Source organism: Sphaerochaeta sp. PS (assembly GCF_032144095.1).
In the GTDB taxonomy this organism is placed as follows: domain Bacteria; phylum Spirochaetota; class Spirochaetia; order Sphaerochaetales; family Sphaerochaetaceae; genus Sphaerochaeta.
The window spans coordinates 49,947-70,163 of the sequence record NZ_JAVSNJ010000005.1 but is presented as its reverse complement, the minus strand read 5'-3'; the positions used below and the strand labels follow the sequence as shown (position 1 = coordinate 70,163).

17 protein-coding genes and 1 pseudogene are annotated in these 20,217 nt (G+C 49.8%); 3 read left to right on the top strand and 15 right to left on the bottom strand.

What is annotated here, in order from left to right; genetic code table 11:
• The first annotated feature begins 284 nt into the window (after positions 1-284).
• Positions 285-1,835 (top strand): CoA-transferase, encoded by a 1,551-nt coding sequence (locus ROJ03_RS06735; protein WP_313726242.1) that lies wholly within the window; start codon positions 285-287, stop codon positions 1,833-1,835.
• Between the two features lie 81 nt (positions 1,836-1,916).
• Entirely contained in the window at positions 1,917-2,687 is a 771-nt protein-coding gene (locus tag ROJ03_RS06730) for an enoyl-CoA hydratase/isomerase family protein (protein WP_313726241.1), read from the top strand.
• Between the two features lie 90 nt (positions 2,688-2,777).
• On the opposite strand, the gene ROJ03_RS06725 is transcribed toward ROJ03_RS06730, so the two are convergent.
• Positions 2,778-4,190 (bottom strand): glycoside hydrolase family 88 protein, encoded by a 1,413-nt coding sequence (locus ROJ03_RS06725; RefSeq protein ID WP_313726310.1) that lies wholly within the window; start codon positions 4,188-4,190, stop codon positions 2,778-2,780.
• An 890-nt stretch (positions 4,191-5,080) separates the two neighbouring features.
• Here ROJ03_RS06725 and ROJ03_RS06720 point away from each other — a divergent pair.
• Positions 5,081-5,227 (top strand): annotated as a pseudogene (locus ROJ03_RS06720) (bifunctional NADH-specific enoyl-ACP reductase/trans-2-enoyl-CoA reductase); the annotation flags it as partial.
• A gap of 50 nt (positions 5,228-5,277) precedes the next feature.
• Here ROJ03_RS06720 and ROJ03_RS06715 read toward each other — a convergent pair.
• The 14 genes from ROJ03_RS06715 to ROJ03_RS06650 form a co-directional block, all read right to left on the bottom strand.
• On the bottom strand, positions 5,278-5,967 hold the full coding sequence (locus ROJ03_RS06715; protein WP_313726240.1) for an SGNH/GDSL hydrolase family protein: 690 nt from the start codon (positions 5,965-5,967) through the stop codon (positions 5,278-5,280).
• A gap of 371 nt (positions 5,968-6,338) precedes the next feature.
• Positions 6,339-6,572: a cation transporter gene (locus tag ROJ03_RS06710; protein WP_313726239.1), complete on the bottom strand. Its 234-nt coding sequence runs from the start codon at positions 6,570-6,572 to the stop codon at positions 6,339-6,341.
• A 79-nt stretch (positions 6,573-6,651) separates the two neighbouring features.
• Positions 6,652-8,469, bottom strand: coding sequence for a heavy metal translocating P-type ATPase (locus ROJ03_RS06705; RefSeq protein WP_313726238.1), 1,818 nt, complete (start codon positions 8,467-8,469; stop codon positions 6,652-6,654).
• Between the two features lie 76 nt (positions 8,470-8,545).
• The gene (locus ROJ03_RS06700) at positions 8,546-8,848 is read right to left on the bottom strand and encodes a hypothetical protein (RefSeq protein WP_313726237.1); all 303 of its coding nucleotides are present in this window, start codon (positions 8,846-8,848) and stop codon (positions 8,546-8,548) included.
• Between the two features lie 328 nt (positions 8,849-9,176).
• Positions 9,177-9,803: an aldolase gene (locus tag ROJ03_RS06695; protein ID WP_313726236.1), complete on the bottom strand. Its 627-nt coding sequence runs from the start codon at positions 9,801-9,803 to the stop codon at positions 9,177-9,179.
• Positions 9,796-11,055, bottom strand: coding sequence for a 3-oxo-tetronate kinase (otnK, locus tag ROJ03_RS06690; protein ID WP_313726235.1), 1,260 nt, complete (start codon positions 11,053-11,055; stop codon positions 9,796-9,798). Before otnK ends, ROJ03_RS06695 begins: the two co-directional genes overlap by 8 nt.
• 27 nt (positions 11,056-11,082) lie before the next feature.
• Positions 11,083-12,168, bottom strand: coding sequence for a plasmid pRiA4b ORF-3 family protein (locus ROJ03_RS06685; RefSeq protein WP_313726234.1), 1,086 nt, complete (start codon positions 12,166-12,168; stop codon positions 11,083-11,085).
• Between the two features lie 145 nt (positions 12,169-12,313).
• Positions 12,314-13,663: a GGDEF domain-containing protein gene (locus tag ROJ03_RS06680; RefSeq protein ID WP_313726233.1), complete on the bottom strand. Its 1,350-nt coding sequence runs from the start codon at positions 13,661-13,663 to the stop codon at positions 12,314-12,316.
• A gap of 282 nt (positions 13,664-13,945) precedes the next feature.
• Positions 13,946-14,518, bottom strand: a complete 573-nt coding sequence (locus ROJ03_RS06675) for a chromate transporter (protein WP_313726232.1) — start codon at positions 14,516-14,518, stop codon at positions 13,946-13,948.
• A complete protein-coding gene (locus ROJ03_RS06670) occupies positions 14,515-15,120 on the bottom strand; it encodes a chromate transporter (protein WP_313726231.1) in 606 nt (201 codons plus the stop codon). The genes ROJ03_RS06675 and ROJ03_RS06670 overlap by 4 nt, the downstream gene beginning before the upstream one ends.
• Before the next feature lie 23 nt (positions 15,121-15,143).
• Positions 15,144-16,214, bottom strand: a complete 1,071-nt coding sequence (locus ROJ03_RS06665) for a radical SAM/SPASM domain-containing protein (RefSeq protein ID WP_313726230.1) — start codon at positions 16,212-16,214, stop codon at positions 15,144-15,146.
• 22 nt (positions 16,215-16,236) lie between these two features.
• Entirely contained in the window at positions 16,237-17,367 is a 1,131-nt protein-coding gene (locus tag ROJ03_RS06660; protein ID WP_313726229.1) for a GntR family transcriptional regulator, read from the bottom strand.
• Positions 17,330-18,718, bottom strand: a complete 1,389-nt coding sequence (locus ROJ03_RS06655; protein ID WP_313726228.1) for a sulfatase-like hydrolase/transferase — start codon at positions 18,716-18,718, stop codon at positions 17,330-17,332. The genes ROJ03_RS06660 and ROJ03_RS06655 overlap by 38 nt, the downstream gene beginning before the upstream one ends.
• On the bottom strand, positions 18,718-20,208 hold the full coding sequence (locus ROJ03_RS06650; protein ID WP_313726227.1) for a tripartite tricarboxylate transporter permease: 1,491 nt from the start codon (positions 20,206-20,208) through the stop codon (positions 18,718-18,720). The genes ROJ03_RS06655 and ROJ03_RS06650 overlap by 1 nt, the downstream gene beginning before the upstream one ends.
• Positions 20,209-20,217: the final 9 nt, after the last annotated feature.

The following is a 20,217-nucleotide window of genomic DNA, read 5'->3' as shown; positions in this document are numbered from 1 at the left end:
AAGCAAAAAAGCTATGTTAGCATACATATATAATCGTTTACATATTTATCTCGCTTCGATGTAAAATGAGAATGATTAGTATTTATTTCGTTATATATGCTGATTTTATTTGAAAACAAAAGAATGCTTACTGTATATTTCAAGAATTCTATATTTTTTCAGCGGAAAAGATATAAAGGATATCAAAACAGATCAAAGTAAGATATATGAATCCTAAATCCCAAAACAAATCTTAGATTTTGTAGTAAAGAACAAGAATCCTATACCTTATAAGGAGAAAACACATGTTTCAGATTATTAGTGGTAAAGAAGCCATTAAGAAGATTAATAAAGGAGATCATGTTTGCATTATCGGCAACTTAAATCTCCTGGAACCAGAGACTATACTATATGAATTAGAGCAATCATTCCTAGAATCTGGGGGCCCTTCTGATCTGACAGTGATGTTCCCTGTTTTCCTAGGTTCCATGGAAGGCAGGGGCGTGGACTATTTTGCCCATGAGGGATTCGTAAAAAGGCTGATCGGGGGATCTTTTGCCTCAATGCTGCCAAACAGGAAAATGAATGAACTGATTTTTGAAAACAAGGTTGAAGCCTATAACCTCCCGATGGGTTCATTTTATAGCTTACTGAAAAATACTGGTGCCGGCCAGCCTGGATTGTTCACAGGAGTTGGACTGCATACCCAAGCTGATCCAAGGTATAACGGTGGGAGACTAAATGAAGTCACAAAAGAAGAGATTGTCGAAGTGAAAGAATTGGATGGCCAGGAATGGCTGTACTATAAAAGGCTGAAAGTAGATGTTGCAATTATCAGGGGAACTTCTGTTGATGAAAAGGGAAATATCTCCTTGGAGGACGAACCAACTTCACAAGGCATCTTTGCAACAGCCTTGGCAGCAAAGAACAAAGGCGGAATAGTCATCGCCCAGGTACGCAGGAAAATCATAAGTGGTTCTGTTCACCCTAGGCTAGTCATGGTACCAGGAAGGCTAGTCGATTATGTGGTAATCGACGAACGTGACGAGGCTCAGGTCTCCAAACATCCAAAGTCAGTCCTTGGGGATGTCCGACAGCCAATAGAACTCAAACAGACTGTTCCCCTGGATCAGAGAAAAGTGATCTTACGGAGAATCGCACTTGAGCTAAAGAAAGGTGACTTGGTAAACCTCGGGTTCGGAATACCAGCCAACCTTCCCGCCGTAGCAGTGGAAGAGGATATCTTGAATGATTTGGTTTTCAGCATAGAGCATGGCCCTATCGGAGGTGTCCCAGGCTGGTCCGGTGTTTTTGGCGTTGCCATGAACCCAGACATGGTACTCGATAGCAATAGTGTATTCGACCTTTATACAGCCGGTATGCTGAATATCACTTGTTTAGGTATGGGGGAAGTTGACCAATATGGTAACGTAAACAACCATAAGTTTAAAAATATCATTGCAGGAACTGGCGGGTTCAATGAGATCGTATATTCCACCCCTAAGATAGTCCTTGCCGGAACCTTCACAGCTGGCGGTTTGAAAACATCAATCGTTGATGGGAAACTTATTATCGAGAAGGAAGGAAAGCACAAAAAGCTAAATTCTACCATTGAAGGGATAACCTTAAATGCTTCTGTGGCCAGACAAAAACATCAGCAGCTTATGTATATTACAGAAAGGGCGGTCTTCATACTTGGTGAAAAAGGGTTGGTTCTAAAAGAGTTTGCCCCAGGCATAGATATCAAGAGAGATATATTGGATGAACTTGATTTTGAGGTTGAGGTGGCTGGTGATGTGAAAGAGATGGATTCCCGGATTTTCCGTCCAGAGCGTATGGGGATCCAGTTGGTATAAAAATCGGGCAATGGGTTTTCCGTAAAACCCATACTTGTATGAGAAAGGGAACCAATGATATACAGCGACAGTAATCCACCCATGAAGCATAGCAAGTTGGAAGTTGTTGAGGGCATTGCGTATGTGACAATCAACCGTCCAGATGCGATGAATGCTTTAACAAGAGAAGCAAAAAAAGACCTGTTGCAATTCTTCCTATTTGCAAACGAAGCAGAGGATTTCAGGGTGATTATCCTAACTGGTGAGGGGGATCGTGCATTTTGTGCAGGAACAGACCTAAAGGAGATGGCTAAGTTCAGCAGTATAGACATCGAACAGATGCTGTGGCTTGAACATCGCCTAAACGATGCCATTCGCCATAGCAACAAGCCAGTAATAGCAGCAGTCAATGGGAATGCACTGGGAGGCGGCTGTCTTATTCCACTTATATGTGATTATTCTGTCGTCTCTGATTCAGCGGTGATGGGGTTTCCTGAAATCAAATCCGGAATTCCTGCAAGCATTGAAATTGCAATAGTCCATAAGTTTGTAGGTCTTGCGAAAGCGAGGGAGCTAATCTATTTTGGCGAGACATTCACCCCGCAAGAAGCATTAGCAATGGGCTTAGTCAACAGAATTGTTCCAAAAAAAGACGTACTTGATACTGCCAAGGCGATAGCATTGAAGTTCATGACCCTAAGCCCTACTGCCCTTAGACTACAAAAAGAGCTGGTCAACAAATGGATCGAGACAGATTTTGTCAGTGCTGTGGAAACCAGTATCTATGCAGCAGGTTTAGCATTCACTACAGGAGAGCCCCAAACGGCAATTAATAATTTCCTTACAAGAAATAAGGCCAAGAAATCGAAATAGTTTTTGTTGGCTACTGCAAGGAAAAGAGGATGGGTTTGTGCCCATCTTCCTTTTTGATTCTCCATTCAACAACATTTCTAACTGGAGTTCCTACCCAAGTTTCATATCCTCGCATAACGCAAGCAGGATGATCCCTATGCCGTGGGTGTCGTCCAAAAGGGGAAGCAGCCGCTCAGCATAATAGTGTGCTGAACATGAGAATTCCGATCCTCTACAAACTCCCCACACATGCCCTTCCTTATCGATGGCCTGTTCCTTGAGGGCTTGGCAGGCTCTCCTGCACCCATCTTCATACTTGGGGGCATCAGCACCATACCATCCCATCCTGATCCCTCGGGAGAAGCCGCACGCGAACATTGCCGTACAGGAACTCTCTGGGTAGGATGAACTCATATTTAGGACTTGATGGAACATGCCCATCTCATCTTGTAGACGCAGATAGCCCTCACTGAGGCGCCTGTACAGAGAAAGAAGGGCCTCTCGATTGGGGTGCTTATGGTCGAGAACCATCAAAAGCTCGGAAAGGCTGAATAGTGCCCAACCGTTGCCTCGCCCCCAAGGTATCCCTGTGGCTATATCACGATCAAAGTCATACACATGGCTCAAGAGCTGCTCGTCTTCCATATATAAGTACTTCTCAAACCCAAAGAATTGGCCAACAGCATCTTCCAGGTAGGAGAGATCTCCTTTAATCTTGGAATAACGGCAAAAGAAGGGAACGGACATATACAGGTCATCAACCCAAAGAGTATTCTCGTGAAAATCACGCATCAGGTGGGCCCGATAAAATGTTCCGTCGGGGAGCCTGGGTTGGATGTTGCTTATAAAATCACCTATGATTTCTATTATCGGTTCATACCCGACAATCTGGTGGTCACGAGCAATTTCCAAAAGTGTCGACCCAAAGGAGCCGCAATCATCCAGACTGTCCATGCCGGTCATTAGATGATGTACGGCTGTGGCTCCCCCTAAGGTTTCCTTATCCCAAAGTGCATAGGCATAGGTGTCAATACTGTTTTGGAGATGGGAAACAAGGTACGTTGAAATCCTTCGGGCAAGTCCATCATTTTTCCCCTTGAGCATTCGTTCTACTTCGACCAACCCATAGAGAGTGACTCCCAGGGCGTAATTCCAATGCCCGAAAAGAGGGTTGTCGTTGTACATGCGAAGGTAGGTGTCGCGGCCTTGTAGATGCCAAAAGTCTAATCCGTTGGAAGTTGTGAAGGGCTTCAGGTATTGCGCCTCAAAGATTTTTGGGTAGTTGTCAAACGGACCTGCTAGAAGCCATTTGTATTGGGAATCAAACCCTAATATGGGATTGGTCAGAGGGATTGCTTTCCCGCTTTTCACATCAGTTATTTTTGGTACGAAAGAAGAAGATGCATTGCTGTTGATGATTAGCGTGTGAAGTCCCGCTGCCAGCTTCACTGTTCCTCGGATCAGTTGGTTGTCCACCGATACCTCAATTCCATCGCCAAAGGAGACCAACCCCTCTTTCTTCATATCCAAACAGGTATTGGCAACAATATACTGGCCCTTCTTCGCATGAGGGAAAGTTTCTTGGAAGTTAAGCTCTATAGCATTCACATCAGGTTCTTTGGGATACCAAAACAAAGAAGAAAGTGATCTTGCATTAACCTCAGGGAGGCGTTCTGGTATGCTCTTGCTGTAGCACAAGCCCTCTTGATCCTCCCTCATGGGAGGCATGAGGAAGTAGTACTCGTGCTTCACTAGCCATGGGCCGAATTCACACCCGAAACCCCCAGAGGTATTCTCGCAGACGAGAACCAGATCATTATTCCCTTTTTTCATGGGGAGTTGAAAGTTTGGTTTGGAACGATACCGCTCACTGAAGATATCACTACCCCCTACCAATTTACCATTCACATAGATGGAAACCGGGCCATAGGGGATCAGGACAAACCTGAGGTCTTGGTCCGTGGGTGAATTATAGACCCCCCAGATGTAGGAAAAAGAACCTAGGAGGGCCTCTGGTAAAAGCTGGTTCAAATCAGCGTGATACCGATAATCTTTCTTTCGATATATCCCTCCATGATAGAAAGGACGGTAGGTATACGCCCCTGTTCCATGAGAAGAGAGATATCTTTCAACTATGACCTGGATTGCTTCCAGATCAGTGGCATGCGCCATATTCTTCTGTATATCCATGTAAGTAGTATTTCATACAATTATATGGGGGGCAAGATTTCCCCTCCCCTAATTCCTATAGTTTTAGTGGTCAAATTCTTATCTAAACGGATTTTCCCAATCAGGAGCAAGCCAAGAAATAGGATTGTTTGTAAAAAACTTTTTATCCCAAGGCAAGATTAATCCGGAATCTTGTTAGTCGAATCCCAGATAAGCATGTTGCCATATTTTAGGTTCAGGCTGAGGTTGAGAGACGGTGGGCATTGCAGACCGAGGGCGAGGAGCTCAAGCAGGGGGATCTTGACGGTGTCAGACTTGAGTATGAGCAGATCCATGGCTTTGGCTTCCCAAGCATCGACTATACCCTTGATGTCGACCCTAGGGTGATTTGAAAACAGAACAGCAAGCAACAAAGGCAATCCACTCAGGCATTGCCTTTTTTTCAGCTACTCTGCCTATCCAGGTAGTCGGCAAAACTGGAGGCTATCAAACGATATCCCTCACGGTTTGGATGGATGCCATCTTCACAGATTAGCGAGCCATAGTCCCGGCGCTGGAGGAAGGCGCTACGCACATCCACCAGGATAGTGCCAGTTGCCTTCGCTATCTCGTTGATCTTCAGCGAGTAGAGCTCCTGGAAGCGGGCAATGCCCTGGACATCGCCCTGCAGCCAGCTGAGGATTGCATCCTTGTTCAGGCCATTCCTGCAGATATGGTTCAGGTAGCGCAGGGAGTCAATCGGCGGCAATGTCATGAGGACCGGCTTGATCTTCCTTGCCTTCAAGGTCTCCAGCATGTTCTGCATGGTCGTGGAAAAGATTTCGAGGGGGGTATTGGGCGAGAATTCTCCCTTGGGGTTCTCAGCAATGGTGGCCCAGGGATGGTCACAATCATTGCCTCCATACTCAACCAGGGCAGCATCACATGAGAGCCCTCGCTCGATGGACCGTTTGAGAAGCTGAAACCCTTTTCCGACAGTACAGCCAAACACTGAGTTGTTGTGGATATCCAGACCATAGGTTTGGCTCAGCTGGACCATGGGAGAGTTTTCCAATACCGAGTACTGGTTGCTGGATTGCGTATAGACAACCCCTTTCAAGATGGAATCCCCAAAAATCCGTATTCGTTTCATCGTGAACTCCTTCCTCCATCCTCATACAAAGGGTGTATGGGGCATGTACAGTAAGGGTAACGAGCCACAGCGGATGCAACAATGGTAGGTTTTGACCAATCGGTGACACTGTTTCCAGCAAGAAAGCTGGTAAGGAACTACTAGTAGATTCCCCTGTGCCGTGGATTTTGCACCAAAAAGCTTAGGGAGAAGGGGCAAAAAGTCGTGTCAGCATTGTAGAAGCACTGTTGCCCAGGGGTCTTTGGAGCCCAGTTTCTGAATACTGACAAAGGATTCTGTTTTCCCTTCATAGGTTCCAACATGGGAAAGGCACCTTGCAAAACATAGTGTAAGGTGCCTTTCTCATCCCTCTTCAGGGTTTTTCCTCTATCCTAGAGGGCCTTAACCTGTGTCTTCTTGACCTCATAGCCAAGAGCGGTAATGGCCTTCTCGACCTCTGCGATGGATATTTTCTCAGAATCAAAGTCAAGTTTCACCTTGCTTGAGTTGAACATGACCTTGACACTCTCTTTTTCCACACCTTGCAAGGATTTTGTTGCGTTCTCAATCTTCAGCAAGCATGAAGGACAGGTCAATGTCTCTAATTGAATGGTAGCTTTTTGCATCTTGTATCTCCTTTGATCGTTTCTATACCTACATGATAGTACATTTTGCCTTGGCCGTATTTGACCTACATCAAATGTGCTATATTTTTTTCCGTAACCGGAATCGGAGCAGCCTCATCCCGTTTACAATGACCACCAGTATGCTCGCTTCGTGAACCAGCATCCCAATGGACATGTTCATCCAGTCACTGAAGAAGACGCTTGCAAGCAGGATCAGGACAACCCCTACGGCAATAAGGATGTTCTGCCGCATGTTGGCAGCAGTGGCTTTCGCCAAGGCCAAGGCATGGGGCAAGCGGCTAAAGTCCGAATTCATGAGCACGACATCGGATGTCTCAATGGCGACGTCCGTACCATTTCCCATGGCGATCCCGATCTGAGCCAAGGCAAGGGAAGGGCTGTCGTTTACACCATCTCCCACAAATGCCACTATCTGGCCTTTTGCCTGGAGGTTTGCAATGTAGGCGGCCTTGTCTTCCGGCAACATATGACCGTGAGCCTCGGTCAATCCCAACTGCCGTCCTACCAGGTCAACGGTCCCCTGGTTGTCCCCGGAGAGGACTACCAGGTTCTTGACCCCAAGTTTTTTCAGTGCAAGAAGGTCTTCCTTTACCCCTGGTCGAACCTGGTCACGAATACCCATCAAAGCCTTCAGTTTTCCATCAACGGCTGTCAGGACAAGTGAGTTTCCTCTCTTTTCGAACAGCTCGATATCAGAGCGAGCTTTTTCCTGCAAAGGGACATGCTCCTGCTCCATCAGGGCAACGTTGCCGATTGCGATTCGCTTCCCCTCGACTAGGGCGACAATGCCTCCACCCTTCACTACCTCGGTCTTTTCCACGACAAAGGTATTGGTGGTTCCGATATGTTCCACAATAGCCTTTGCCAGGGGGTGGTCAGACTCCCTTTCCACACTGGCAATATATGCCAATACTGCAGTGCCATCATCAGCATAGAAGGCAGTGTCAGCTACCTTGGGGTTTCCTACCGTCAAGGTCCCAGTCTTGTCAAATACTATGGTATCGACCCTGCTGAAATCGTGGATGACTTCGCTGCCTTTCAGAAGGACACCGTGTCGGGCCCCGTTGCCGATCCCTGCCACGTTTGATACAGGAACCCCGATAACCAAGGCCCCGGGGCAGCCCAACACCAGGATGGTTATTGCAAGTTCAATATTTCGGGAAACTATCCATACGATGATGGCGAGAACCAGTACTGCAGGAGTGTAGTACTTGGAAAACTTGTCAATGAACCGTTCAGCCTCTGACTTGGAGTCCTGGGCCTCTTCAACCAGCTCAATGATCTTGCCAAAGGTAGTATCCTCACCGACTCGGTCAGCTATGATCTGGAGGGTCCCGTTCTCCAGGATTGTCCCGGCATATACCCCTGAATCTCTTTCCTTACCTACAGGAATCGCCTCCCCGGTGATGCTTGCCTCATTGATATGGCCCTCTCCAGACAACACCCTGCCATCGACAGGGACCTTCGAGCCGGTCTTGACCAGCAGGATATCGCCGACATCCACCTCATCCACAGCCACCTCTGCAAACTCACCGTCCTCCATCTGCTTCAGGGCACTTTCAGGAGCCATCTCCGTAAGTTCCCTGATAGCCGAGCGTGTCTTATTCAATGTCCGCTGCTCCAGGAAAGCCCCAAACAGGAACAGGAAGGTGACGATGGCCGATTCTTCGAGGTTGTCGATCAGGAAGGCCCCGACCACCGCAATGGTCACCAGCACATCGATGCTGACGACCCTGACCTTCAATGCCTGATAGGCCTGGATTGCAATCGGAGCCAAGCCCAGAATGGATGCGATGGCCAGAGCCCAGAGGGCAATGCCCTCATTCTTGAACCCCAGATCGCTGGCAAAGCCGATGACGATCAAAATTGCGCTCATCAATGTTATGAGATTTTTCTTACCTAAAATATACTTCTGCAAAACTCTACCTACCTTTTGTTATGAGATTGTCCTCTCAAGCATGATATGCACGATCCAGTTCAGAAAGCAAAACGTAGACGGCCTCATAGCTTTCGCATACGTCGTTGGGAACGGTATAGTTGCCGGTGATCTCACGCAACCTGGAAAACTCCTCGTGCAACTCAGCTTTTCCTTTGCCCGCATCTTTCGCTTTCTGCATGATCGCATCCAACAAGGTCCGTACCTCATGGAACTCCGGGTGATGTCCACCATGGACCCTTGCCACGATCGGGGCGTACTGCTGTAGGGTTTTGAAATGACCACCCTTCATCTGTTTGAATGTTTGTGTATTTGCCATAGTGTGCTCCTTCTTGCCATTGTGTTTGTATCTGAACCCAATATAGCAGGGTAATCTACCAAAAGATTTGACCTACATCAAATATAGGAAAGAATGTACAAAATAGTTTCATGCTCCAACAGAGCCACCTCCCTACGCAGCAAGGCTAAGGGCTATTGTGTGCCAAACCCAGGATGTTGGGTGGCTTATGTGATCAAACCAAGGGGGAGACTCTTCGTATGGCAGAGCCCTTGGTGCGTAGTATTGATATCCTATTTGTACGTTTTATATAGGATTTTTCTAAATACTATCTCGATTTCGGCTATCACTACCGAACAGGAGCCATCTTTTACCTCTTGGCCTTTAGTTCCTCAATCTCCTCAGGTTTCAGATACCTGAGGGGAAGACTCTGGCCCAGATACCAGAGCTTGGCACTCTCCTCAAACTCCTCTGCAGCATTGACCGCCTCGGTGAGGGTGTGTCCACAGACCAGCATCCCATGGTTGGCCATGAGATAGGTGGTGAACTGGGGCCTCTGTTCAATATCCTTTGCAAGCAATACTGAGCCTGGGATCCGGTAGGGCAGCACCCCGACCTCCCCCACCCGCATGACAAAGTACGGGGTGAAAGGATCGAACGGCAGGCCATCGGTGAGGCCTTCACAGCTTGCCAGCAGGGTGGAATAGGTGGCGTGCAGGTGGACCACAGCCCTCATCGAGGGATGGGTTGCGTAGCAGGCAAGATGGAGGGGAACCTCCTTGGTGGGACTTTTGCCACTCAACAGATTCCGCTCTTCATCAAAATGGGCGATATCCTCTTCCGAGATGGTCCCGAAAGAGGAACCGGATGGGGTGGCAAGATAGGTGCCATCCTCCAGCCTCATCGAGATGTTTCCGGCACTTCCCACGGCATATCCCCGTGCAAACAGCGACCGGGCAACCATAACCAATGATCTTCTCGCCTCTTTCTCATGCATGACACATCTCCTGTGCTTTTTCGAAGAAATCTACCATGCCGAAGTTACCTGACTTGAAGGCCAGGTGCATGGTCCCGTCGAGGGAGCGAACCCAGGAGACCCCTGGGTCTATCTGGGGCCCGATGAGGTAGGAAGAGACTCCCAGCGTCGTGGCCACCACCCCGCTGGTCTCTCCTCCTGCCACAATGAAGTTCTTCACCCCATTGAAGGCAAGGATCTTGGTGACACACCCTATGATCCTCTCTATCATCGAGGAGAGATCAAGGCCTTGGTACAACGCCTTGCTCTGTGCAAGTTCTTCCACATTTCTTGTGGCATAGAGCAGAGGGGCAAGGCCTTCTGCATCTTGGCTAAGGGCCCAAAGGGCGAGCTCTCCTGCATACCCTTTCTGGTTGAGGCACTTCTGCTCATCAATGCGCATCGAAGGAGCCTTGGCCTGGTAGTAGGCAACCTGGGCATTGGTCTGGGCCGAGCACGAGCCAGCTATCACCACAGTACGCTCCTTTTTGGGGATGAAGCTGACCACCTCATGGCTGGGCCTTCCTAGGCGTTGGTTGTAGAGGTGTGCGATACCCAGGGCCAAACCCGACCCCCCGGTGACCAGAGGAAAATCCTCCGTTGCCTGGGCGGTGGTTTCCAAATCCTCTTCATCGAGGATATCGACGATGAGGTAGTTCTTTTTCTCCTGTCTGTATGATTCTATCAGGGTTTGTACATGGGCCTTGCCCTTTCTCATATCCTCGAAGAAGATATGGGCACACGCTCCCTTGAACTGCCCTTCCATGAGCCTCTCAAGCTTGGAGTCGAGCATTGGGGTGATGGGATGGTTCTTCATGCTTGATTCGCCCAGAAGCCTATCCTGGACAAACAGGTAGCCTTTGTAGACAGTCCTCCCATTTACCGGCAGGGCCGGACAGATGAGGGTCATGGTGGTACCAAGGGCCGATAGCAGGGCATCGGTAACCTGCCCGATGTTCCCTTCCCTGCTGGAATCAAAGGTAGAGCAGTACTTGTAGTAGAACTTCGTACAGCCGGACGCCTTGAGGAAAGAAAGGGCAGAGAGGGCTTTTTCCACGGCCTCGCCAACTGGGCAGGAGCGGATCTTCAAGCTTACCACCAAGGCATCGGAAAAAACTGCTGGAGCCTGTTCTGGCACCCCATTGAACATGATGGTCGCCATCCCGTGCTTGACCAAGAATCCGGCAATGTCTGTCGCACCGGTAAAATCATCCGCTAGTACACCCAAATGCATATACTCTCTCCTTATTGACCAGCGCACCTACAATGAGAGTCGCTTCAGGCTCTTGTTAATGGAGGCCTTATCAAAGGGAAGGCCGAATTCATCACCTGCCCAGGAGAGGAGCTCTTCGTACTCCTCGCAAGAAGGGTCGGAGAGAACCTTGCACAGGTGACTATAGCCATACAAGCCTCCACAGTCCTCTGGAGGGGTTGAACCCACCCCCGCAGTGCACTCGGGATGGACAACGTCAACGGCAGTGGTGACCTGCCCCACCTTGATGGTATGGATCCAGCTGTCACCAAAGTCATACTCATACTCGACAGTTCCCACCCTAGGAATATAGTCAGAAAGATGGGTAAGCTTTTCATCAAGCAAATCCTGTGGGGAGAAATCGTCCATGAAAGGGTCATCTGGCAAGAACATTCCGATTCGTACCAATCTCTTTTTGAGCCTGAACTCATGCAGATGCAAATTTTGCCATCCAAATCCTATCTGCAGGATGTCGTGCAAATCACCGAAGGTGATGTCAAGGGGAACCAGAAAGGAGCGTTTCACCGGTCCGTTGCCTTTCACGAGACCCAGTTCGACATCGAGGGCTACCATCTTCCTCGGAGTCTCATTACTGACAGGCTTGGATGGCACCTGTCTGGCTTTTCTCTCTTTTGGCTTTTGCATAGGACCTTTGTTGGGTGAGGGAAATTCCAATACATTGTCAGGAAGGGGATGGTCCCCCTCGTTTTGGGTTTCCACCCAAGCAAGATGCTCCTTTGCCATGTGTGCCACCTGGTTCAGCCGCCCGATCTGGGACCGGTCACTGGTTGGACAGAAACGAAAGGCCCTTGAACTGGCAAGATACTTGGTTACGGCACCTGGGGGGAGGCCACTATCCTCAAGGGAAATCCTAATTGCCTTACGTACCTGTTTTGTAAAGTCTACAAAGGGTTCCAGGATAAACAGGGCCAAGAACATGGCCACGTTATTCACCATGATGACACACTGCTCGCCATTGAGTTCGATGACATTTGCATGCCAGCAGAAAGATTCATCACCCAGGTCTGCAGGGAGCCCTTCCTTGGGTTCATCAATGAGCGAGAGCAGTTTCCTTGTGCATTGGATATACATCATGTGGCTCCTATAGGAGGAATCCTACCATGCATTGCATTGGGCCCACAAGGGAAAAAACCCACTCTCCCTAGGTTTGGAGCCTAGGGGTTAGCTGAAAAGAAGCGACAGGCTGCAAGCTCCAGAATACCAGAGGTGGTAGATGCTATCAAACCGAGACCTTGTTTCTCCCCGATTCCTTCACCAGATAGAGGGCCCGGTCAGCGGCTTCGATGAGCTCGTTCTCATGCCCTGCATCGAGTTCAGGGAAGGAGGAACCTCCAATGCTGAGGGTTACATGGATGGACTGTTCGCCATATGCAATGCGCTTCTCCTCGATCTGCCGCCTGACGGACTGTCCTACCTCAAGGGCATCTGAGCGTGAGGCTCCCAACAGGACTACCATGAACTCATCGCCTCCCAGGCGGATGAGGATATCACCTTCGCGCAAGAGAGAGCGGGTTGTGGAGGCGATGGTGCGCAGCACCCTGTCCCCCACCGTATGGCCATAGGTATCGTTGACCTGCTTGAAGTGGTCGATGTCGATCATGAGGACAGACAAGGCAATGTTCTGCTTGACGGCACGGATGAACTCCTCATGCAGGCGTGAGAGGCCGAACCTACGGTTATAGACACCGGTCAGGGGGTCGATGGCTGCAAGTTTCTGAACCTGGTCATGGGTCAAGGCGTTATGGAGGGCAAGGGCGAGGCTGGTCCCAAAGAGGTCAAGGTTTTCCAACACCTCGGCCCTGAAGGCCAGGTTGGAAGCCAATACCACAATACCCAAAGGCAGCTGCTTGTAGACGATTGGTTCCACAATGATCTGCTGGGGACGGAAGGATGTCATTACCCCTTCAAGCAAGATGTCTTCAGGAATGTCGATGATGGTACGTTTCAAGGTCTGCATGGTGTTGAGGATCAGGGGGTTGTTGTGCAACGAGCTGGATTTGGTCAACCCGACCGTATGGTAGGCCCTAAGTTCCCCACCTTCCTCTATGAGGATTGCCCCAGAAGGAGCGCCCACCATCTCCATCAGACTTATGAGGGCACTTCGGCAGAGTTGGTCTGTCTCAAGGTGGGTGGTGAGCAGCTGGGTATATCTACGGATGTCCATCTCGATCTGGATGGACTTGGCCAGGGTATCGACCAGGTTGTTGAAGGCGAGGGAGCTTGCCCCTATCGCATCCTTGGAATCGACAGGGATGTGGCAGTTGGCGGGGGTGCAGTCCATGGCCTCTGACTTTCCCGCTATGGTCTTGAGGTGGTTCTCAATATCCTTCATATGCTTTGCTAGCACTTTTAGGCGGTCTCCCACAATACGTTGGGCCAAGAGAATATTGACGGCCCCTACAAACAGGCCAGCTGACATGCATACGAAAAAGAACCACCAAGTCATTGCAATGGCAGGGTCCATTCCCAACACTACCATGAAAAAGGGGAATACAATGCCGACCAGAATGCCGAAACCCATCATCCAAATAGCGAGGTCTGTAAAAACCCGTTTTGTTATCCGTATCATTGTAAGAAGCTCCTTGGTGCTTAGGGTAGTCCAAAAAAGATGAAAAGCCTGATCAAAGATTATAGAATCAAGTAAAAACCTATGACAAATGATAGTGGCAATTATCCTTTGATGATAGGGAAATGTATACGAATTTTTACAGATTTTTCATACCAAGCAGTGAAAGGCAATGGGAATTCCAGTTCTTCACTTGGGAGATACACAAAAATGGCAGAAAAGGTAGGCGGCAATGTCTAGCTAGAATACCAGGTGACATTACTTCTTTCGCGCAAGGCTTGTCCCCTACACCACACCAGTGACAACACCATAGCCAATCCCTACAGCTGCCCCGATGATCAGCAGGATGATAGGTCCTACGCGAAGCTTCTTGCTGTTCAGTATCACAAAGGCCAGCAAGAAGACTATGACAGCAAAGAGGTCAAAATTTTGGATACCAAGACTAAATGAGCCGATCGCAAGCTGCAACAGGGAGAGACCGGCGGTAAAGATGGCGGCTACCACAACAGGGCGGACATTCTCCAGGATGCTCTTGAGCAGGGTCTGCTTGCTGTACTTCTCATAGAGCTTTGCCAGAATGATCATGATGATGCAGGAAGGCAGGATATTTCCTAAGGTTGCGGCAACCACCCCACCAATGCCCGCAACCTTCATACCCACGAACGTGGCCGAGTTGATGGCGATAGGGCCCGGGGTCATCTCTGCAATGGTGATGAGGTCAGCAAACTCAGCAAGGCTGAGCCACCCCTTGAGAACAACTGTCTGGGCCTGGATAAGCGGCATGGCCGCATACCCCCCTCCGATACTGAACAGGCCTATCTGGAAAAAGCTGATGAAGAGTTGGATGAATATGCTCATTTGTGCCCTTCCTTCTTGATCTCGACAAGGCTCAGTATGACAGCGGCAACAACGCAGACCACCATAACCAGCATGATGTTCACCTTAAAGAAGTAGAGGGCAACAAAGGCGAGGAGAAGCATGGCTATGGGGAGGATCTTCTTCTTGTCCAGGAGAGGCTTGAGGAGAGCCCAGGTTACCTGCAGGACAATGGCAGCGACAACAGGGCGCATCCCATGGAAAGCAGAGGCGATCCAGAGGTTGGTCTTCACCGCCTCATAGCCGAGGCTGACCAGGCTAAGGATGATCATGGGAGGGAGAACGGTACCAAGGGCGGCTACCAAAGCCCCTGGGATGTTTGCCAGGTGGTAGCCCACCATCAGCGAACCATTGAGGGCAATGGGCCCCGGCGAAGATTGGGCAATAATGACGAAGTCCATCATCTCCTCGTCGTTGATCCACTTGAGGTTGACAACCATCTTTTTCCTCATCAAGGAAATAATGACAAATCCTCCACCGAAGGTAAAAAGGCTCAGGGTAAAGGTGGTCCAGAAAAGCTTCAGATAGAACTTGAGATTTACCTCGGGCTTCTTGGACTTGATGGGAAGGTCTGGCTGGGACACTATAGCTCTCCTCTCTTGTTTCTCTATCGTACCATAGTACGAGCCACATGCTCCATCCGTTCAATGACATAGGGGAAAAAATCTTGCATGGTCGAGCAGAAGCGGTACCCTTCCTCTCTCCTATACCGTTTGCAACCGCCACGGCAGAGGACCCTCCAAGGACATTGTTCACACGCATCGATGGTGTTGGGAGAGTCCTCGATGAAACGAAGAAGCGCCCTACGCTCATCAAGGGCAGAAAACTCATCGGTCAGGATATTTCCCAAGACTGAAGCATCGTCACAGTAGAAGTCACAGGGAAAGACAGTGCCATCACTTTCGACCACATATTGGACCGAACAGATGCCTGCCATGTCACAACTCTCAGGAGGGTAGCCTGCAAGCATGCCTACCAGGTTATCAAAGAACCTGATGGAGACAGGGTCTCCCTTCTGCCATGCTTCATACCAGAGGTCAAACAGGCGCTTGAGGAACAGGGAGTAGTTTTCTGCAGTCAGGAACGGTTTCCTTCCATCACTGTCCAGACTCTCCATGCAGGGGATGAACTGCAGATACCGGTGTCCATGGCCGATCATGTACTGCCACATGAGATCGACGTTCTGGGCAAGCTCATTGGTGACGACACTCAGGAGATTGAAATCAACCCCATACTCGCGAAGGAGGGCTATTCCATCCAAGACCGATCGCGCACTCTTCTTTCCTTGGCCATCAAAACGGTGCATATCATGCAACCGAGGGGAACCATCGAAGGAGACACCCACCAGAAAGTTGTTCTGCTTGAAGAAGAGGGCCCAGGCGTCATCGATATGCATCCCATTGGTCTGGAACGCATAGTGGATGGAAGCCCCCTCAGTATTGAGGCGTTTCACCTCTGCGACAAACCTCTCATAGAAAGGCAGCCCTATAAGGGAGGGCTCCCCCCCCTGAAAGACAAACGAACAGTGCTTTGCCTCTGCCAAGGCCTTGGTGATGATCGAAAGCATCACATCCTCGCCCATGAAGGGGCGGCACCCCACCTCGCGGTTTTCTGCTATCTCATGGTAGAAGCAGTAGTCACAACGGAGATTGCACGCTGAGGATGAAGGTTTTATCATGACAGTACTATGGTTTCTGATGCTAATTCTCCTTGGTCCGGATATCTTGGATCGAACTGCCGTTGAAAATGGTCGGCTTGAAGGTAAAGGAATAGTCGTGGATCTTGTACTCGTTGTCACAGATCATCTGATAGATTCTCTTGCCAACCTCAAAGCCCATCTCAAAACCAGGATGGACGGAGCAGGTTATGCCACTCTGTTGCCAATCGGTGTCGGAGTAGTCGAAACTGACGATCGAATAATCCTTCGGAATACTTTTATCATGCTTGGCCAATAAGCGCAATACGCACTTTAGGATCATGAAATTACAGCAGACAATGGCACTGCATTTGGGCAGGGTCTTCAGGAAATTCCACAAGGAGCGTGAAACCTCCTTTTCGTCGAAGGTATCGTCTGAAATGAACCACTTCACATAGCTGTCATCATAGGTCGCCCCATACTTCTGCAGGGCACGGACATAGCCCTTGTACTTCTCGATGCCCTGGTAGTTATCATAGACAAATATTCCGGCGATATGCCTGTGCCCATTGTCGGTAAGCCGTTTGACCAGTTCATCGGCACACTGACCGTCGGCGATCGTGACCTTGGGGAAGCTGGCCCCCGCATAGTAGTTGTTGTAGAAAATGATTGGGATATCCTTTTCATACAGGGCAGAATAGCAGTCAAGGTTGAAATTTATCATGCTCGCCTTGACGCCATCGACAATAAGGCCGTGAAAGCCCTTGGAGCATGCCAGAAGGCATTTGCGCTCATTGCGCAGCTTGTTGTCGGTGTAGAATATCTTCAGTTCGACAGAGCGCTGGGAAAGTGCGCTCCGAATCCCCTTCAGGAGGTTGGAATTGGCGTTATGGTCCTGTCCCTGGACGATAACGCCAATCTTGAGCTCCCCATTTTCCGGAAGGTTCTCATGCATGAGCACCCGTTTCTTGTTGAAGAACGTGCCACTGCCCTTGACGGCATAGACAACACCCTCCTCGACCAGGAGGGCGATGGCTGTCCTTACCGTCTCCCGGCTGACACAGAGTTTCTTGCACAGGTAGTTCTCGGAAGGGATGCGGGTATTCTCGGTAAACCTCTGCTGCTCTATATAGGTCTTGATATACTCATAGACCTGTTCATATTTCTTGGTGTGCAGACTTTCCTGTCGGGTCATCTTCTATCCGTACTTCCTTCTGTTCTGCCTTAAGGATCCAGTGGAGTAACCGCTCTCTCAACTGAAGCTTATCACGGGTATAGGCCTTGTCGTGAATAAGGTTGTTGAGCTCGAACGGGTCGCTATCCAGATCATACAGGAAATCATCGACATAGACATCACTATCCTGCTCGATGCCCCCATTCTTCCCTGGTGCATATACAGCATACTTGAAGTGAGGAGTCCGGATACACCGGCCGATCCTGCTTTCCGAAATCTGGGCAAATATCTCATTGGCACGATCGGTCTCCTTTTTTGCAAGAACATCTGCAAGGTCTTCCCCTATCATCGCCGACCCGACATCAATGCCTGCCATGGAGAGGATTGTCTTAGGCAGGCTTGCCGTACTGACCAACTCCTCAACCACAGTTCCTCCCAAGAATGAGCCGCCACGTACTACCAGAGGAATGCGCAAGGCTGCATCATGACAGGTACGCTTGTAGTCATCGTACCCATTCAAGTGTCCATCCCTGTTGCGGGTCCTGAAGTGCGAGCCATGGTCGGAAGAGAAGATGATGATGGTATCCTCATAGATGCCCTTCTTCTTGAGGGATTCAATCAGGCGGCCCAAATTCTCATCGATGCTTTCACAAGCCCCCAGATAGTCTGGGTACTCCTGCCTGAAATCCCCTTCCAAGGCGGCAAGGTCGCCAGGGACTGGGTAGGTGCGGAACTTCTCCTTGGACCCGATGGGGCCCTGGTAGTGGTTGCTGTCATTCTGGTGGTGGGGCTCGATATGGGAGACGGTCATGAAGAATGGCTTTGACCCTGTGTAGCCGTCGATGAACTCAAGGGCGTAGTCGGTGATGCAATCGGCACGGTAGCCAGAGAAATCGCACCTGTTCATCTCCTCGTCATAGACATACCCGCCATATCCATTGGAGGTGAACTCCAACACATCGGCAGCCCTCCAGAAACCCTCATAGCCTCCCCTCAACTCCCTGGGGATGGGTTTGGTGTGGTAGTCGATCGCCGGTTTCTCTTCCAGCCCCCCGGTGGAGGCAAGGTGCCACTTGCCGATGTAGGCAGTTTCATACCCAGCTTCCGTAAGATAGTTTGCCAGGGTCTTCACATTGGCAGGGAGGGCAATGTTGTTCCTGAAACACCCGGTCTCTGTAGGATAGAGGCCAGTCTGGAAAATCGATCGGCAAGGCCCACATACAGGCTGGGGCGAGAATGCGAGGTCAAAGCGTACCCCTTCATCTGCCATCCTATCGAGATTTGGCGTTATGAGCAGGCTCTGTCCGTAACAACCACAGGTATCAAAGCGCTGTTGGTCCGAGAAATAGAAAATGATGTTTGGTTGTGGCATCACATGCTCCTTCGTGATTCTTTCATTTTGTTTCCAACAATAATTGCGACGGTGAGGAAAATTACCACGAGAAATGCAATGGCTATCGGTGACTGCACAAAAATCTCCCAGCTACCATCGGAGAGGATGAGCGAACGGCGGAAATTCTCCTCAGTGATGGCGCCCAACACCAAGCCCAGCAAAACAGGAATGGTAGAGAACCCCAGTTTGTTGAACAGGTAGGCAATGATGGCAAAGGCCAGCGTAACACCGACATCAAACATCGAGGCATTCACAGAGAAAGCCCCTGCAAAACAGAATATGACGATGATCGGGGTAAGGATGGATACGGGGATGGATACCACCCTGGCAAAATACTTGGTAAGCGTCCTTCCCTGCAGGTACATGAACAGGTTCACGAAGATGAGCCCGATCATGATGGCATACATGGTAACCCCATGTTTTGCAAAGAGGTTGGGGCCCGGGGTAAGGCCGTTGATCATCAAGGCTCCCAGCATGATGGCTACAGCACCGTCACCAGGGATGCCCATGGTCAACAGGGGGATGAGGGTTGCCCCTGTTACGGCATTGTTGGCAGTCTCAGCTGCGGCAATCCCTTCAACCGAGCCTTTTCCAAACTCATCCTTGTGCTTGCTCATCTGCCTCGCCCTGTCGTAGCTGACAAAGGAGGCCATGGAAGCCCCGGTACCCGGGATGATGCCTATGATCACCCCGATGATGGCGGAAAGAAAAGCAGGAAGTGCCATGCGCTTGTACTCTTTCTTCGATATCTTGCCGCTCTCGGATTTGACCTCTGCAAGGCTTGAGAGGGTCACCTGGTTGCTCTTCTTGCTTTTGGCAAGGACCTCGCTGAGGGCGAACAGGCCGATCAGGCAGATTACCAGGTCAAAGCCCGAGTAGAGGTTGATGTTCTTGAAAATAAACCGGGTAGAGCCGGTCATGGGGTCGAGCCCTATGGTGGCGATGAACAGGCCAAAGGCACCTGAGATGATCCCCTTGATAAGGGATTTTCCTGAGACTCCGGCGATGACCGTCAGGCCAAACAGACAGACCAGGAAATACTCAGGGGTACCCATCTTCTGGGCGAACTTGGCTACCTGGGGGGCAAAGAACAGCAGGGTAAAGGCACTGAACATGCCACCGAAGGTAGATGCCTGCAAGGCGATGTTCAAGGCCTTCTTGCTCTGCCCCATCTTGGTGAGGGCATACCCGTCGGCCATCGTCGCCGTAGCATGGGGAGTACCTGGGGTGTTGATGAGGATAGCTGAGATCGAACCACCATACCCTCCGGCACAGTAGATGCCCAATAGGAACATGAAGGAGTCAATGGGGCCCATGGTATAGGTAAAGGGCAGAAACAGGACGATACACAAAATTACCGTCAGGCCTGGGATGGCACCAAACACCAAGCCAAGGAGCAATCCGATATTCATGTATACGAAGCTTGAAAGGGTAAAGAACTGCTGGAAACCTTGTATGAATAGATCCATGATTGTATT